We start from the raw sequence: 16,423 nt of genomic DNA on the forward strand, positions 1-16,423 counted from the left end.
GTGTTAAAGCTGTACATCATCGGTGCTTCATCGTGCATCCAGGTGGATTCGATGTAGTCGCGGCTTTCTTTCAGGGCGGTGCGGGAAGTAGCGGCTAGTGCGACCTGTGCGTAACTACCGTTCTGTGCACGTGCAACTTGTATAACCTGCTCTGCTGTCAGGGTGAAGCCGTCGATGGTGATAGTGCTCATGAGATTCCTTTGCAATAAGGTGATGGGTAAGGCCGCTAACTCAGGCCGCAAAATTTTCAACGAAACGACCAAACACCTGCGCAGCAACTGCCGCATCCTGCTCGGTCATGATTTCATCCGGGTGATGACTGATGCCGCCATTGCCGCAGCGGACAAACAGCATGGCGACATCGGCAATATTGGCAATCGCCATCGCATCATGTCCCGCACCCGAAGGCAGATGACGCACAGTCAAACCGCATTCAGCGATCGCTTGCGCCAGTTGTTTTTGCAACTGCCCGGCGCAAGGCACACTGTTGGCTTCATGCGTTTTACGCAAGACGATCTGCACATTGCGCCGCTCGCAGATGCTCTCGATTTTGGCAACAACGTCTGCGACAGCAGCTGTTCTGACTGCATCCTGCTCGGCCCGTATATCGATGGAAAAACGTGCATTCCCAGGTACAACATTGGCAGCACCATTCGGCACTTCCAGCATGCCCATGGTGCCGACCAGACCGGACTGACCGCCACAACGTTGCTCTATATACAAACCGATTTCTGCCGCCGCCATCGCCGCATCGCGGCGCATGTGCATGGGCACAGTACCGGCATGTCCGGCCAGCCCCTGCAATTCCGCCATAAATCGCGTCGCGCCCGAAATCGCGGTCACCACACCAACCGGCAAATCTTCATTAAGCAGCAGTGGCCCCTGTTCGATATGGAGTTCTACAAAAGCACTGACCGCTTTCGATTGCCATGCCGATGCGCTTAGCCGATCCGGATTAAAACCGGCATCTCGCATCACCTGACGCATGCTGTTGCCCTGCTCATCCAGATTGTCCAGCACGGCCTGATCGAAGGTGCCGGCGATGGCGCGGCTGCCTAGCAAGGTCGCCTTGAAACGCACGCCCTCTTCTTCAGCGAAACCGATCACTTCGATAGGAAAGGGAAAGCGTTTGCCCGCACGATGCCAAACCGCAATGCATGAAATTGGCAGCAGTATGCCTAAATTGCCGTCATATTTACCGCCGTTACGCACAGTATCGAAATGCGATCCGGTCACCAATGCCGGCGCATCCGGCTTGCTGCCCGCCTGCGCCTCATAGCGTCCGATCACATTGCCTGCATCGTCGCGACGGACTTGCATGCCCGCCTCCGTCATCCATGCACTCAGCTGTTGAGCCGCCGCATGATGCATGGGCGTCAGATAAGTACGCGTCAACATGCCACTCGCTTCGGTATGCACGGCCAACTCATCGGCCCGCTGCATCACCTCCTGTGCACAGCGTTGGTATTGCTCTGGAACATCTTTCACGGTCTGTCTCCTTATGTCCATACGGATTGTACATTTTTATTGTATTCATAAATTGTATGCAATATAGTGATCTTGTTCCATCACGTCAAACCAAATTAATTTACATAGTGATGTGACAACACCCATCTAGAACAACATCAGGAGACCATGGTGAATCGATTTTTCAAATCCTTGTTCGGGCAAGTCGTCATTGCCCTCCTTGTCGGCATAGTCGTCGGCTTGCTTTATCCCCAGTTTGGCCAGAGTCTGAAACCCTTGGGTGACGGCTTCATCAAGCTCATCAAGATGATCATTCCCGTCATCGTATTTTGCGTAGTGGTACAGGGAATTTGTGGCGCCAGCGACTTGAAGAAAGTCGGCAGTGTTGGCGTCAAGGCCATCATCTACTTTGAAATCGTCACGACGATTGCGCTGTTGCTCGGCCTGGTTCTGGCCTTCGTATTCCAACCAGGCGCCGGCATGAATATTGACCCTACCCATCTCGATCCTAGCGCCATGAGCAGCTTTATCGAGAATGCCAACAAGGTCAAAGGCACCACTTTTGCCGACTTCTTCATGAAGCTGATACCAGCCACAGTTATCAGCGCCTTCACTTCAGGCGACGTACTGCAGGTCTTGCTGGTTTCCCTCATTTTCGGCTGCGCCTTGCTGCTCATCGGCGAAAAGGGCAAACCGACAGTGACACTGATCGCCTCTCTGTCCGAAGCTTTCTTCAAGTGCATGTCCTTCATCATTCGTCTGGCACCACTGGGCGTATTTGGCGCAATTGCATTCACGGTCGGCAAATACGGTATCGGCTCGCTTAAACAACTCGGCATGCTGGTATTACTGTTTTACGGTGCGGTGATTTTCTTTGTCGTCGTAGTGCTGGGAGCGATCCTGCGCATGTCCGGCTTGAACATCTTCAAACTGATACGTTACCTGCGTGAAGAGCTGATCGTGGTGCTGGCAACAACCTCTTCGGATAGTGTGCTGCCGCAAATCATGCGCAAGCTGGAACACATGGGCATCAAGAAATCGACGGTTGGTCTGGTGATTCCAACCGGCTATTCATTCAACCTTGACGCGTTTTCGATTTATCTGACGATGGCAGCAGTGTTCATCGCGCAGGCAACCAATACGCATCTCGCGATGGGTGATTTGCTGTTGATTCTGGCGATTTCCCTGATCACCTCCAAAGGTGCCCATGGCGTACCTGGTTCGGCCATCGTGATTCTGGCAGCAACGCTGACGACGATACCTGCAATTCCTGTCGTCGGACTGGTGCTGGTGCTGTCGATTGACTGGTTTGTCGGCATCGCACGTGCAATCGGCAATCTGCTCGGCAATTGCGTCGCTACCGTCGTCATCGCAGCATGGGAAAAAGACATCGACAAGACCCGCGCACGCGCTGTCTTGAATGGTGAAATACCTGTCTCCACTTTCGACTGAAGCGAACGGATGGATAGCGCAAAATACTGGGGGTACAATTCGTGTACGTGACCTGACCAGATAAAAAGCCTATCCATCCTATGACCGACGCTGCACCACCACCTGACAGCTCAGAAGCGATTGCACGCAGCATCACCATAGCCATCGCCGAGCAGCGCCTTCCACCTGGAGCAAAACTCCGGGAAGAAGCGCTGGCGCGCGTGTATCAGGTCAGCCGCACAAAAATCCGTGCTGCCCTGGTCATGCTAGCCAAAGACAAACTGATAGACCTGATCCCCGACAAGGGAGCATTCGTCAGCAAGCCGACCATGGAAGAAACTCGTGATATTTTCTTCGTACGTCGTACGCTGGAAGCCGCCATGGTGCGGGAATTCGTTGCCCGCGCAACTGCGGAGGACTACGTCATGCTGGAGGCGCACCTAAGCAAAGAATGGCTCGCCATAGAGGAAAACAATCTTCAGCTCCGTTCGACGTTGCTGAGTGACTTTCATATATTGCTGACCAATATCGTCGGCAATGAAGTACTGACAGACATTCTGGTCAAACTCGCCGGTCGCTGCTCACTGATTACGATGTTGTATCAATCGACACGCGATGCAGTCTGTTCGACGCAAGAACATTCTGCTTTCATCGCTGCAGCCAAAGCCGGCAAGGTTGAAGAAGCCGTCGAATTGATGCTGCACCACTTGCATCATGTGGAGCAAGCGCTGAAGTTTGAAACTGAAAGCGATCCCAAAAAAGATCTGGTCACAGAACTGCTGCTTTAATCTGCTTGTATCGTTCAGCCAATAAAAAAGCCACGGAGACCGTGGCTTTTTTATTGAGTGAAAACTACTTCGCGTTCTTATTTACGCAATACCAAGGTAGTTGGCAAGCTGTGCAGGTAAGCAGCGATATTGTCGATATCCTGGCTCGACAATGCACTGGACAGTGGTCCCATGATGGCATTGCTGCGACCGTTGGATACTCCGTTGCCGCGCTTGTACGCAACCAGCGCGTGCTTCAGGTAATCCTTGGGTTGACCAGCCAGTTTTGGGTAAGCCGGATCAATTGGTGTATTGAAATCAGCGCCGTGGCACGCTGCGCAATTGAACTTGGCAACAGCCGCTTTACCAGCGTCGATCTTGCTTTCAGCCGATGCGTTGAACGAAACAACTGCCGACAGCGATACGACAGCCAATGCTAGAATTTTTTTCATATTGGGCTCCCGTTATTTCTGCTGTGTGTAGTAAGCAGCGACGTCTGCAATATCCTGATCCGACAGACTCTCGGCAATACCACGCATCGATGGGTGATTACGGTCGCCTTTTTTGTAAGCATGCAAAGCGCTCACAATGTACTTCTCCGACTGCCCACCTATCATAGGCACTTGGTAAACCTCAGGAAAAGTCGCTTTGTAGCCCGGAATGCCATGGCACCCGATACACATCGACACCTTGTTGGCACCTGCCTTGGCATCACCAACGATTTCCGCTGCGGTAGCGATGTTGACCACACCCGCGAGCGCGAGAAGCGCAAATAGTTTTTTCATGATAGCTGTGGGTAAGTAAGACGAAAACTGCGGGTGGCGTGGCTGAGAACAGCTCTTTTTATATAGTGAAATTATTACTTCGCCACACCAAAACCGCTCGATTCTACCCCAAGACTCTGGGACAGTCCACGCTCAATCGCAGCAGCGTGGACAGTATCCGACAAAGCAATTTACTCATCCCTGCGAGGCCGCTCTGGTGCTTGCTCTTCCTCTTTTTCCGTATCGTCTTCAAGCTGTGCAACAGGCACCGGGCTCTCCGGCTGAGTCGGCCAAAAGAAAATATATGGCGTCAGCGTAAAGCGTCGCAACATCGCGCGGAACACCAAACGGCGCACGCGTTTAGGCACATCACGTGCACGTAAAGCCAGTGCCAGCGCACAGCCAAATGCCACGCCCACGTTCAGCAAGCCAATCGCGACTATGCCCACGCATGCCAGCCAGAATTGCGGCGTCGCCATTACTTCCCAGCCGAGACTACTGACCGCCGCAGCCAAGGTCGCTGTCGATAGCGTGACATGGCGCACATCCAGTGGCAGGCCAAAGAACTGTGCAATCACCGGCACCATGCCCAGCAATATCGCCAGCGACACATTGCCGACAATGCCGGAAATATTGTGCTCCAGCCAGTTCGCCCAGCGCTCTGCACGCGCAGGTCCCAATGCATGTACCAAACGCCGATGGTAAGTGATGGATTCCCTCAAGCGACGCAAGGCAAACCAGTTATCAGCAAAACCCGCAATCAAACTCGCCAGCCACAACAGCAAACCTGTGAAGGCTGCGAACAAAGGAGTCACACCAATCACCGATAGCGAAGCGATGGTTGCGTGCGCTTTTTCCACGCTCATGACCGGCTTACCCGTCATGAACAAAATAGCGAACGACAAACCGACGATCACCGGTGCTACCGCCAGCAAGTTGCCAAAGACCGCCGCAGCTTGCGAACGCAGCAAGGCAGCAATCTTGGCCAGCAACTCACGCAAGCCTTCTACTGTCTCCAGCTCACCCATTTGTGCAGCAAGTGCAGGTGCAGTCACCGCTGGTTGTTTGGTTGCCAGCACACCGCCGATTGCCGTGATCACTAAGAAGCTGACCGCAAAATTAATCGACAGGAACATGCCTTCGAAAAAGTGCGCGAGACCAAGTCCGGTAATTCCCAGTTTTGCCAATGCAGTAAAAGCGGTAATAAAACCGCCTATCAGCGCCGCCTTCAGCATTGCACGATATTCACTACGATCACTCGCAATATAGTGTTCGCCATGGCTCGCGTTACGCTCAACCATCTTGCGCGCCAATAGGGAGAAACTGCGATTGACCAATTCACGCACCGATGAACGACGGTGATGCGCAATGATCAAATCGACTAACACCGCTTGTACTTGCCCCGAGCCTTCTTCCGCATGCTGCGTATTGCGTAAATCAAGCAAGCGCGCCACACGCGTCAGTTGTGCACGCATGCGCTCAACGTTATAGACAAGGCCAACCGATACGCCGTATTCATCCAGATGCGCGTAGATCTTGTCGGTCTGTGCCTGACATACCGCAATCAACATGCGTACGCTGCGCAAGGCTGACTCATCTCTATCGCCGGTCATCAGATAATTTTCCAGCTCACGACGCAAGGCCATGAACGGCGTCGCCAGCAAAGGCATGCGCGGTTCCAGACGCTGACGAAATGCCGGGCTGATGCCAATGGAAATAATCATCGTCACCAGATACAACATCGCTTCATCGATCTGCTTGCGATAGCCATGCGCGATGCCATCGTCTGCGCCCAACTTCCACAAACGCGACAAGGTTCTGGGATCAAGTTCCAGTAACCATTCCGCATCCGATTCATCCTGAAACATTGCGGTAAACAATGTCGACAAATCATGCTGACCTACAGGCGGCGGCAACACCAGTTTGACGATGCGTTCTGATAATTCTGAAAAGAATGCTGACTCACGCGGCAAGCCGGTCGCTGAAAAAAGCTCGGGACCCGTTGCCTCACGCAATGTTTTACGCAAAGTTGCCTGCACGATCTGTCTTACATCGCGATGTTCATCCAGCCAATCAAGCAGAAAGCGTATGCGCAAATTCTTGATACGACGCCATTCGCTATCGTCCAGAAACGATACCTTGGGTTCGTGGCGTATCCAGTCAGCCAGATCGATCATCCAATTGGCGCGCGCATGCCACGATGCATTCGGATCTGCGCGACGTACCAGAGGCTCTACTTGTTGCAGATAACGCGCATGATCAGCGTGATGCCGCAATGAACCGCGGCGGAATCTGCGCCAAACAGCGAAGATTCTAAGGAAAGAGATTTTCATTATATTTATTGTATTAGAGGATATCCTGAGAGGAGCCAGCAGCTATATCCGCTACGCATTCGCCAAGCTGTTCTCGCTTATACTCCAATTTCTTTTCATTTTAATGACACTGCCATGCGACAAGAGACACGCTTCGAAGGTTCCCAGAGTTATGTTGCCACCAGCGACCTGAAGCTCGCTGTCAACGCTGCACTGACCTTGCAGCGTCCACTATTGATCAAAGGTGAACCGGGCACCGGCAAAACCATGCTGGCGGAAGAAGTGGCTGCCGCATTGAATATGCCCCTGTTGCAATGGCATATCAAATCGACGACCAAAGCGCAGCAAGGCTTGTATGAATATGATGCAGTGTCGCGTCTGCGCGATTCGCAACTCGGCGATGAGCGCGTCAAAAACATCGATAACTACATTATCAAAGGCGTATTGTGGCAGGCATTTGCTGCCGACCAGCAAGTTGTTTTGTTGATCGATGAAATCGACAAGGCCGATATCGAGTTCCCCAACGATTTGCTACGCGAACTCGATCGCATGGAATTCTTCGTCTATGAAACACGTGAAATGGTGAAAGCCAAGCATAGACCGCTCGTCATTATCACATCGAATAACGAAAAAGAATTGCCGGACGCCTTCCTGCGCCGCTGCTTCTTCCATTACATCAAGTTTCCCGACCGCGACACAATGGAACAGATTGTCGCCGTGCACTTCCCCAATCTCAAGAAAGACTTGCTGGCGAAAGCACTCGAAGTGTTTTATCAGGTACGCGAAGTTGGCGGCTTGAAGAAGAAACCATCCACTTCGGAATTACTGGATTGGTTGAAGCTCTTGCTAGCGGAAGATATTCCACCGGAAGCATTGCGCAGCAACGACGACAAAATCATCGTGCCGCCGCTGCACGGTGCATTGCTGAAGAATGAACAGGACATCAATCTGTTTGAACGACTGGTGTTCATGTCGCGCACCAATCGCTGAATCAAGAACTGAATTACAGGATAGGCCGTGTTAATCGATTTTTTCTTCATGCTGAAAGATGCAAAGATTCCTGTCTCCATCAAGGAATTCCTGCTGCTGCTCGAAGCATTGGAAAAAGATGTCGTAGGGACATCCTTTGATGACTTCTACTATCTCGCACGCCTGACACTGGTCAAGGACGAAGCGCACTTCGATAAATTCGATCGCGCCTTCGGCCTCTACTTCAAAGGCATCAGCACCGTTTTTGAAGAGAACTCTGCCATCCCACTCGATTGGCTGCTGAAGAATGCGGCGCGTAAATTGTCACCAGAAGAACAAGCGCTACTGCAAAAATTCGGCTACGACAAACTCGCCGAACGTTTGCAACAATTGCTGAAAGAACAGAAAGAACGCCACGAAGGTGGCAGCAAGTGGATAGGTACAGGCGGCACTTCGCCCTTCGGCAATAGCGGCACCAATCCGGAAGGCATACGCATAGGCGGTGAGAGCCGCAATCGCACCGCCGTCAAGGTGTGGGAACAACGCTCCTATCGCGATTACGATGCCTCGCGTGAAATCGGCACGCGCAATATCAAGGTCGCATTGCGTCGCTTGCGCAAGTTTGCGCGTCATGGCGCGGCCGAAGAATTTGCACTCGACGATACGATACGCGCGACCGCCAGCAATGCCGGCTATCTCGATATCAAGATGCAACCGGAACGCAAAAACAATATCAAGGTATTGATGCTGCTGGATGTAGGCGGCTCTATGGATGATCACATCCAACGTACCGAAGAATTATTCTCGGCTGCCAAATCCGAGTTCAAGAATATGGAGTTCTATTACTTCCATAACTGCGTCTATGATCATCTGTGGCGCAACAACCAACGCAAGCGCACGGAACGCTTTGATACCTGGGATGTATTGCGCAAGTACACGCCAGATACCAAAGTCATTTTCGTCGGCGATGCCACCATGAGTCCGTATGAGATTTTGCAGGCTGGTGGTGCCGTCGATTATCACAATGACGAAACCGGTGCGGAATGGCTGCAACGTTTTACCAAAACCTTCCCCAATCACATCTGGCTCAATCCAGAGCCGGAAAACATTTGGGAGTACCGTCAATCGATCGCGATCATCCGACAGCAGATGAACAATCGCATGTATCCGCTGACGATAGAAGGACTTGAGCGCGGCATGCGCACACTCAGCAAATAAGTATGGAGATGGATACCGCGTTAGCGCGGCAAGTGCATGAACTTCTTGAGTGCACTGATGAAGTGAGGAGCCGCTATCGGCTTGGTCAGGAAACCATCTACACGCGATGACCGCGCCAAGTCGATATCGTAGCCACTGGCCTTGCTCACCAAAAACATGACCGAAGTTTTATCGGCTGGGCGGATCGCCTTGACCGTTTGGCACAAGCGGTATGGATTGATATCCGTCACCGAAGTATTAACCACTACCACTGCCACACGCTGCCGTGCGCAAGCACCTTCCGCTTCCGCTTCGCTACTCGCCCACAAGACCTCTGTCTTGTGACGCAACAACAGTTCTGCGATGTAATCACGGAAAGCCGGCGTCTTGTCGATGACCAACACTGCACCGCCATGCGGCAATTCAGTGCGCATCTTTTGATAATCCGCGGGATCGGTCAAATCAATATCTACGCGATCGCGGCGACGACGTTCCGGTACGGCAACTACATCCGAGGCTTCCAGACGCGACAAGGCGTCGGCGCGCTTTTCAATCAGCTTATCCAGCGCTTCAAACAATCTATGCCAGCGAATCGGACGTTCCACACTTGCGTACGGTAATGGAACGCTGGGCGTGCCTACCAGCAACGCTGGCCGCACATCGCTGGGGCGCAGATCGGACAAGGCGACCAACGCTCGCAACTCTTCCGCATTGGCGATATACAGGTCCGGATCTTGCAGGTTATCTTCAGACAGGCGGATGTAGCCATATCCCTTGCCTTGGTCCAGGGCAAAAGTGGCATCGAAAATTTCGATTTCCTGCGGCTTGAAGCCCATCAGGCGCACTGCAAAAGGGAAACTATTAGCTGACATCGCGTCGTGGTTCGGGAAGCGTTACCGCGCTATATTGCTCGGCAACACCGAAAATAAATTTACTACTATTTGACACTCATGCATTGATAAAATCCGCTGTCACCCAATGTGCATGGGCAATGCGCTGATAGATATGTACAAAATCATGTCGGTAATTTGTCAAAACGGATACATTTGACCGCTTTTAACAAAAAAGCGCCAGAAATGCCTAGACGATCTAACCATATTTAACAATTGGGGCGATTTCTCTATACATGAATGACACGTTAAAACATGCTGAAGGCCTTTTTTCATTAGAATGCAGACACTTTCCATGCTTCACAGTGTTTTGCAATTAACAATTTTTCAGCACCTTACCTCAGCACCCTTACCAGTATTCGATTGAATGGCCACTAAAAAATCCGACTATAGCGAATCATCCATCCGTGTCCTCAAAGGTCTGGAACCGGTTAAACAGCGTCCCGGCATGTACACGCGTACCGAGAACCCGCTGCACATCATTCAGGAAGTGATCGACAATGCCTCCGATGAGGCACTGGGCGGCTATTGCAAGAACATCGTCGTCACGCTCAACACCGACGGTAGCGTCAGCGTCGAAGACGACGGTCGCGGCATTCCTGTCGGCATGCATCCGGAAGAAAAAGTCCCGACGGTAGAAATCGTCTTCACCCGTCTGCACGCTGGCGGCAAGTTCGACAAGGGTTCAGGCGGCGCGTATGCCTTTTCCGGCGGCTTGCACGGTGTTGGCGTATCGGTGACGAATGCACTCTCCACCCGACTGGAAATTACCGTCTGGCGCGAAAACGGCGTTCACACGCTGACCTTTGCCGGTGGCGATGTCATCGAACCGTTGAAGTCACGCTCGATTGCACGCGACGAAAAACGCAGCGGTACCCGCGTCACGGCTTGGCCAGATCCTAAATATTTTGATTCATCCGTCATTCCACAAGCTGAGCTGCAACGCCTGCTGCGTTCCAAGGCGGTACTGCTGCCCGGCGTCAAAGTCACATTAGTCCACGCGAAAAGCGGCGAAACGCAAACCTGGCAATACGACCAAGGCTTGCGCGGTTATTTGACCGAGTCGCTGGCGCAGGCATCGAATGCTGAAACCCTGATTCCATTGTTTGAAGGCGAGCAATACGCTGGTGCCGATGCCGAAGGTTTTGCCGAAGGTGAAGGCGCAGCTTGGGTCGTGGCATGGACAGAAGATGGCGCGGTAGTCCGCGAGTCTTACGTCAACTTGATCCCAACCTCCAACGGCGGCACACATGAATCCGGTTTGCGCGAAGGTTTGTTCGGCGCGGTGAAGAGCTTCGTCGAAATGCATTCGCTCTTGCCTAAAGGCGTGAAATTGTTGCCGGAAGACGTGTTCGCACGCGTCTCCTTCGTACTCTCAGCCAAGGTGCTCGATCCACAATTCCAGGGCCAGATCAAGGAACGTTTGAATTCACGCGATGCAGTGCGTCTGGTGTCTTCATTCACGCGCCCTGCCCTCGAACTGTGGTTGAACCAGCACGTCGATTACGGCAAGAAGCTGGCCGAACTCGTCATCAAGCAAGCGCAATCGCGTCTGCGTTCTGCGCAAAAAGTTGAAAAGAAAAAATCGTCCGGCGTAGCAGTCTTGCCGGGCAAGTTGACCGATTGCGAATCCAGCGACATCTCGCGCAATGAAATCTTTCTGGTCGAAGGTGACTCTGCTGGCGGTTCAGCCAAGATGGGACGCGACAAGGAATTCCAGGCGATTCTGCCGCTGCGCGGCAAGGTACTGAATTCATGGGAAACCGAACGCGATCGTCTGTTTGCCAATAATGAAATTCACGATATCGCTGTTGCTATCGGCGTTGATCCACACGGCAAGAACGACAACGTCGATCTCAGCAATCTGCGCTATGGTCGCATCTGCATTCTGTCCGATGCGGACGTCGATGGTTCGCACATTCAGGTTTTGTTGCTGACGCTGTTCTTCAAACACTTCCCGCAACTGATAGATCGCGGTCATATCTGCATCGCACGTCCGCCTTTGTATCGCGTCGATGCACCTGCTCGCGGCAAGAAGCCTGTGCAGAAAATCTATGCGCTGGATGATGGCGAACTGGAAGCAATCGAAGACAAGCTGCGCAAGGATGGCGTCAAGGACACAGCGTGGACCATCTCACGCTTCAAAGGTCTGGGCGAGATGAATGCCGAACAGTTATGGGAAACCACAATGAATCCGGATACACGTCGTCTGTTGCCAGTCACACTCGGCGAGTTCGATCTGGAAGCATCAGAATCACGCTTCAATATGTTGATGGGCAAAGGCGAAGCTGCTGCACGTCGTACATGGATAGAAGAACACGGCAACGAAGCAGAGGCCGATATCTGATGTTGTCGATGCGCGCGTTTCTGCTGGCCTTGTCGCTGTCTGTACTATCCGCTGCTGCGCATGCGGATATCTACAGTTACACCGACGCCAACGGCGACGCGCATTTCGCGACAGAAAAACTGGATCAGCGTTATCAACTGTTTGCGCGTGGCGATCAAGCCTTGCATGCATCGCAACTTACGCCACTGACTGAACTAAGCGAACCAGAAGCATCTGCAGAATCAGAATCACCTCTGGCGCATTTCTTATCGCAACATCCGAATCTGCAAAAGTACGAAAAACTGTTGAACGATGTCGCCAACGATTTCAATCTCGATCCTGCTTTGCTAAAAGCGGTGGTCACAGTCGAATCCAGCTTCAATCCAAAAGTTGTGTCGCCTAAAGGTGCTGTCGGCTTGATGCAAGTGATGCCGGCGACGGCAGAACGTTTTGGCCTGCACGCAGATCGTAAAAAGAGCGTTAAACAAAAACTGACCGATCCGGAAACCAATATCCGCATCGGTGCGCGTTACCTCAGCTTCTTGCGCGATATGTTCCCGCATCAACAGCAACTTGTTGTGGCCTCGTACAACGCAGGCGAAGGTGCAGTGCAAAAATACAATAACGCGATCCCGCCGTATCAAGAGACGCGCAATTACGTCAAGCTGGTGACCCAGTTTTACAAGATGTTTCAACCCGCGACGCAAGCGGATGCACCAACATCAGATGAACCGAATTTTTCGAATCAGCTCGATTCCAAACGCGTTCATTTGATCATCCCCGGACGTCGCACTATCTCTGTCGAATCCATTACTTCCATCGAATAATTTTCCAGAATAATAATGACTGATCAAGCCAATCTTTTTGAATCTGTACCAGCCGATGGCGGCGAAGCGCTGACACTGGCCACATTTGCCGAACGCGCTTATCTGGATTACGCGATTTCCGTCGTCAAGGGCCGCGCCCTGCCGGATGTCTGCGACGGCCAGAAGCCGGTACAACGCCGCATCCTGTTTGCGATGAATGAACTGGGCTTGAACTCTTCCGCCAAACCGCGCAAATCAGCAGCGGTAGTCGGCGATGTACTCGGTAAGTTGCATCCGCATGGCGATCAATCTGTATATGACGCACTGGTACGCATGGCGCAGGATTTCTCACTGCGTTATCCATTGATCGATGGTCAGGGTAACTTCGGCTCACGCGATGGCGACGGTGCCGCGGCCATGCGATACACCGAAGCACGCTTGACGCCCATCGCAAAATTGCTGATGGAAGAAATCGACATGGGTACCGTCGACTTCCAGCCAAACTACGACGGCTCGACCGAAGAACCAAAACTCTTGCCTAGCCGTTTGCCTTTCGTATTATTGAACGGTGCATCGGGCATTGCAGTCGGCATGGCGACCGAAATTCCTTCACACAATCTGCGTGAAGTAGCGACTGCAGCCGTCGCCATCATCCGCAATCCAAAATTGACGCATGAAGAATTGATGGCGATTGTGCCAGGCCCGGACTTCCCAGGCGGTGGCCAGATCATCACTTCACCGACCGCGATCAGCGACATCTATCGCAGCGGCCGTGGCAGCGTCAAGGTACGCGCGACGTGGAAGATAGAAGACATGGCGCGTGGTCAATGGCAAGCGGTCGTGACAGAGCTGCCGCACGGCACATCGTCGCAACGCGTGCTGGAAGAAATCGAAGAACTGACCAATCCAAAAATCAAGCTCGGCAAAAAATCGCTGTCGCCGGATCAATTGGCATTGAAGCAAACTGTGTTGGCGATGCTCGATACGGTACGTGATGAATCTGGTCGCGAAGCGCCGGTGCGTCTGGTGTTCGAACCGAAATCGAAGAATCAGGATCCGACCGAATTCACCAATATGCTATTGGCGCATACCTCGCTGGAAACCAGCGTCTCCATTAACTTGGTGATGATAGGTGGCGACGGACGACCACGACAAAAATCGCTGGGCGATATTCTGCGCGAGTGGATCGATTTCCGTTTCACCACGATCACACGTCGCTCGCAATTCAAGCTGCAAAAAGTCAACGACCGCATCCATATTCTGGAAGGCCGCGAAGCGATCCTGCTCAACATTGACAAGGTCATCAAGATCATCCGCGAATCGGATGAGCCGAAGCCGGCATTGATGGATGCGTTCAGATTGTCTGAGCGCCAAGCCGACGACATACTGGAAATTCGTCTGCGCCAATTAGCGCGTCTGGAAACCATCAAGATCCAGCAAGAACTGGCTGAGCTGCGTAGTGAGAAATCCACGCTGCAAGACTTGCTCGACAATCCATCGTCGATGAAGCGTCTGGTCATCAAGGAAATCGAAGCCGATGAAAAACAATTCGGTGATGCACGTCGCACACTGATCGAAGTTGCAGAGAAAGCGACTGTCGAAACCAAAGTCATCGACGAACCAGTCACCGTCGTCATCTCACAAAAAGGCTGGGTACGCGCACGTACTGCACACGGCCACGATGCTGCGCAATTCACCTTCAAGGCTGGCGACGCGCTGTACGACACCTTTGAATGCCGGACGGTCGATACCTTGCTGGTATTCGGATCTAACGGTCGCATCTATTCCGTTCCGGTTTCCGCGCTGCCCGGCGCACGCGGCGATGGCGTACCGATTACCACACTGGTTGAACTGGCAAGCGGCACACGCATCCTGCATTACTTCGCCGGCCCGGCCGATGTGACCTTGCTGCTGGCATCAACCGCTGGTTATGGCTTTACCGCTAAATCAGGCGACATGGTCAGCCGTACCCGCGGCGGCAAAGCCTTCATCACACTGGACGACGGCGATGAACCGTTGACACCACGTCCGGTAACGACTGCTGCCAGTGCCATTGCCTGCCTGTCGGAAAAAGGCCGCGTGCTGGTATTCGGCATCGATGAAATCAAATCGCTGGGCGCAGGTGGTCGCGGTGTGATCCTGATGGATCTGGAAAAGAACGAGAAACTGTTGGCAGCAGAACCGATCAGCCAACGTGGCGTTCTTGTCTCCGGCGCTGGACGCGGCGGCAAGGCACAGGAAGTCTTGTTGTCGGCGTCAGGACTTGCCGTACACATCGGCAAACGTGCACGCAAAGGCAAGGCGCTGGAATCGAAGATCAAGGCAACAACGCTGACAGCGCAAAAATAGGTAGAACACCAGCATGTCCAGTACGGAAACATCCAAACCCGTTTCTACTGTACCAACGGCCAAATCGAAGACGCGTCGTCGTCTTCGATTTACGCTGCTGCTAGTTTTGCTCATCACTGCTTATGGCTTCATCCATGCCTACTTCATTTCCCCTCCTCCGCTATACAAGAATAATTATCTGCAAGGCCCGATAGGCGGCTCCTTTTTGAAATGGCAATGGGAGCGCCTCACGCAAGGCTTGCCCAAACCACCTGCGAACGGCTATCACTTCCCTATCGTTAAGGCAGATGCGAGCTGGCTGCAAACCAACAAAACCGTCTCCACCGCAACATGGATAGGTCATGCGACGGTACTCGTGCAAATGCGCGGTGTGAATATCCTGACCGATCCAATCTGGTCGGAACGCGCCTCACCATTCACCTTCATGGGTCCGCAACGCAAGGTGCCACCAGCTCTCGATTACGCGCAACTGCCGCATATCGATGTGGTGCTGATTTCGCATAATCACTACGATCATCTGGATAAAGAAACCGTACTGAAACTGAATCAGCAGGAAGGTGGCGCGCCATTGTTTTTGGTGCCGCTTGGCATCAAGAGCTGGATGGCCGATATCGGCATCAACAATGTGCAGGAGCTAGGCTGGTGGGATAAAACAGAAGTCAGCGGACTCGACTTCAATTTTGTACCGGTACAGCATTGGTCAGCGCGCGGCTTGAACGATAGATTCCAAACCTTGTGGGGCGGTTGGGCAGTGACGACGCCAACGCATGCAACAACGCCGCAGTCATTCTTCTTTGCCGGCGATACCGGCTTCTCGAAAGATTTTGAAGATATAGGCAAGCGCTTTGCACCCTTCGATCTGGCGCTGTTACCGATAGGTGCGTATGCGCCACGCTGGTTCATGAAAGCACAACATGTCGATCCGGGCGAAGCAGTAAAGATACACAACAACCTCCATGCACGACGCTCGATCGCCATACACTGGGGCACGTTTGAATTGGCGGATGAATCGCTGGACGAACCGCCCAAAGCATTGGCGCAAGAATTGAGGAAGGCGCAGATTCCTGCAGCCGACTTCGTCGCGATCAAGCATGGAGAGATGGTACGTTTCTAATGAATGTACTCAGTAGTTGAGTAACGCAGTA

General features: G+C 52.7%; 13 protein-coding genes and 1 pseudogene. 8 read left to right on the plus strand and 6 right to left on the minus strand.

The window, feature by feature from the left end; translation table 11 throughout:
• Both AC07N2_RS00005 and AC07N2_RS00010 read right to left on the minus strand, forming a co-directional pair.
• A pseudogene (locus AC07N2_RS00005) lies at nt 1-191 on the minus strand (aromatic amino acid lyase); the annotation flags it as partial.
• Between the two features lie 40 nt (nt 192-231).
• Nucleotides 232-1,488, minus strand: a complete 1,257-nt coding sequence (locus AC07N2_RS00010; protein WP_494776447.1) for an allantoate amidohydrolase — start codon at nt 1,486-1,488, stop codon at nt 232-234.
• A 150-nt stretch (nt 1,489-1,638) separates the two neighbouring features.
• Here AC07N2_RS00010 and AC07N2_RS00015 point away from each other — a divergent pair, with 150 nt between their 5' ends.
• Nucleotides 1,639-2,919 (plus strand): C4-dicarboxylate transporter DctA, encoded by a 1,281-nt coding sequence (locus AC07N2_RS00015; protein WP_494778082.1) that lies wholly within the window; start codon nt 1,639-1,641, stop codon nt 2,917-2,919.
• An 80-nt stretch (nt 2,920-2,999) separates the two neighbouring features.
• A complete protein-coding gene (locus tag AC07N2_RS00020; protein ID WP_494776448.1) occupies nt 3,000-3,686 on the plus strand; it encodes a GntR family transcriptional regulator in 687 nt (228 codons plus the stop codon).
• Nucleotides 3,687-3,763: 77 nt separating this feature from the next.
• Here the strand turns inward: AC07N2_RS00020 and AC07N2_RS00025 are convergent, their stop codons facing one another.
• The 3 genes from AC07N2_RS00025 to AC07N2_RS00035 form a co-directional block, all read right to left on the minus strand.
• Entirely contained in the window at nt 3,764-4,117 is a 354-nt protein-coding gene (locus tag AC07N2_RS00025; RefSeq protein ID WP_076592100.1) for a c-type cytochrome, read from the minus strand.
• A gap of 12 nt (nt 4,118-4,129) precedes the next feature.
• The gene (locus AC07N2_RS00030) at nt 4,130-4,450 is read right to left on the minus strand and encodes a c-type cytochrome (RefSeq protein WP_076592101.1); all 321 of its coding nucleotides are present in this window, start codon (nt 4,448-4,450) and stop codon (nt 4,130-4,132) included.
• Nucleotides 4,451-4,620: 170 nt separating this feature from the next.
• The gene (locus AC07N2_RS00035; protein WP_494776449.1) at nt 4,621-6,762 is read right to left on the minus strand and encodes a site-specific recombinase; all 2,142 of its coding nucleotides are present in this window, start codon (nt 6,760-6,762) and stop codon (nt 4,621-4,623) included.
• A gap of 114 nt (nt 6,763-6,876) precedes the next feature.
• On the opposite strand from AC07N2_RS00035, the gene AC07N2_RS00040 reads away from it, so the two are divergent.
• Nucleotides 6,877-7,731, plus strand: a complete 855-nt coding sequence (locus AC07N2_RS00040; protein WP_076592103.1) for an AAA family ATPase — start codon at nt 6,877-6,879, stop codon at nt 7,729-7,731.
• 27 nt (nt 7,732-7,758) lie between these two features.
• On the plus strand, nt 7,759-8,928 hold the full coding sequence (locus AC07N2_RS00045; RefSeq protein WP_494776450.1) for a vWA domain-containing protein: 1,170 nt from the start codon (nt 7,759-7,761) through the stop codon (nt 8,926-8,928).
• 20 nt (nt 8,929-8,948) lie between these two features.
• Here the strand turns inward: AC07N2_RS00045 and AC07N2_RS00050 are convergent, their stop codons facing one another.
• Nucleotides 8,949-9,779, minus strand: coding sequence for a response regulator (locus AC07N2_RS00050; protein ID WP_494776451.1), 831 nt, complete (start codon nt 9,777-9,779; stop codon nt 8,949-8,951).
• Between the two features lie 385 nt (nt 9,780-10,164).
• On the opposite strand from AC07N2_RS00050, the gene AC07N2_RS00055 reads away from it, so the two are divergent.
• The 4 genes from AC07N2_RS00055 to AC07N2_RS00070 are packed head-to-tail and all read left to right on the plus strand — an operon-like array spanning nt 10,165 to nt 16,392.
• The gene (locus AC07N2_RS00055; RefSeq protein WP_494776452.1) at nt 10,165-12,144 is read left to right on the plus strand and encodes a DNA topoisomerase IV subunit B; all 1,980 of its coding nucleotides are present in this window, start codon (nt 10,165-10,167) and stop codon (nt 12,142-12,144) included.
• Between the two features lie 8 nt (nt 12,145-12,152).
• On the plus strand, nt 12,153-12,950 hold the full coding sequence (locus AC07N2_RS00060; RefSeq protein ID WP_494776453.1) for a lytic transglycosylase domain-containing protein: 798 nt from the start codon (nt 12,153-12,155) through the stop codon (nt 12,948-12,950).
• A 15-nt stretch (nt 12,951-12,965) separates the two neighbouring features.
• Nucleotides 12,966-15,278 carry a DNA topoisomerase IV subunit A gene (gene parC / locus AC07N2_RS00065; protein ID WP_494776454.1) on the plus strand — a complete coding sequence of 771 codons (2,313 nt, stop codon included), beginning with the start codon at nt 12,966-12,968 and terminating at the stop codon, nt 15,276-15,278.
• 13 nt (nt 15,279-15,291) lie between these two features.
• Nucleotides 15,292-16,392 carry an MBL fold metallo-hydrolase gene (locus AC07N2_RS00070; protein WP_494776455.1) on the plus strand — a complete coding sequence of 367 codons (1,101 nt, stop codon included), beginning with the start codon at nt 15,292-15,294 and terminating at the stop codon, nt 16,390-16,392.
• Nucleotides 16,393-16,423 lie beyond the last annotated feature (31 nt).

The sequence above is a fragment of the Herminiimonas sp. GW821-FHT09C12 genome (genome assembly GCF_059416385.1).

What these genes read in the sequence shown, in the direction of transcription:
- AC07N2_RS00025 (WP_076592100.1), bottom strand. Translation starts at nt 4,117, where the DNA reads ATGAAAAAAATTCTAGCATTGGCTGTCGTATCGCTGTCGGCAGTTGTT.
- AC07N2_RS00035 (WP_494776449.1), bottom strand. Translation starts at nt 6,762, where the DNA reads ATGAAAATCTCTTTCCTTAGAATCTTCGCTGTTTGGCGCAGATTCCGC.
- AC07N2_RS00055 (WP_494776452.1), top strand. Translation starts at nt 10,165, where the DNA reads ATGGCCACTAAAAAATCCGACTATAGCGAATCATCCATCCGTGTCCTC.
- parC (WP_494776454.1), top strand. Translation starts at nt 12,966, where the DNA reads ATGACTGATCAAGCCAATCTTTTTGAATCTGTACCAGCCGATGGCGGC.
- AC07N2_RS00020 (WP_494776448.1), top strand. Translation starts at nt 3,000, where the DNA reads ATGACCGACGCTGCACCACCACCTGACAGCTCAGAAGCGATTGCACGC.
- AC07N2_RS00060 (WP_494776453.1), top strand. Translation starts at nt 12,153, where the DNA reads ATGCGCGCGTTTCTGCTGGCCTTGTCGCTGTCTGTACTATCCGCTGCT.
- AC07N2_RS00030 (WP_076592101.1), bottom strand. Translation starts at nt 4,450, where the DNA reads ATGAAAAAACTATTTGCGCTTCTCGCGCTCGCGGGTGTGGTCAACATC.
- AC07N2_RS00050 (WP_494776451.1), bottom strand. Translation starts at nt 9,779, where the DNA reads ATGTCAGCTAATAGTTTCCCTTTTGCAGTGCGCCTGATGGGCTTCAAG.
- AC07N2_RS00040 (WP_076592103.1), top strand. Translation starts at nt 6,877, where the DNA reads ATGCGACAAGAGACACGCTTCGAAGGTTCCCAGAGTTATGTTGCCACC.
- AC07N2_RS00070 (WP_494776455.1), top strand. Translation starts at nt 15,292, where the DNA reads ATGTCCAGTACGGAAACATCCAAACCCGTTTCTACTGTACCAACGGCC.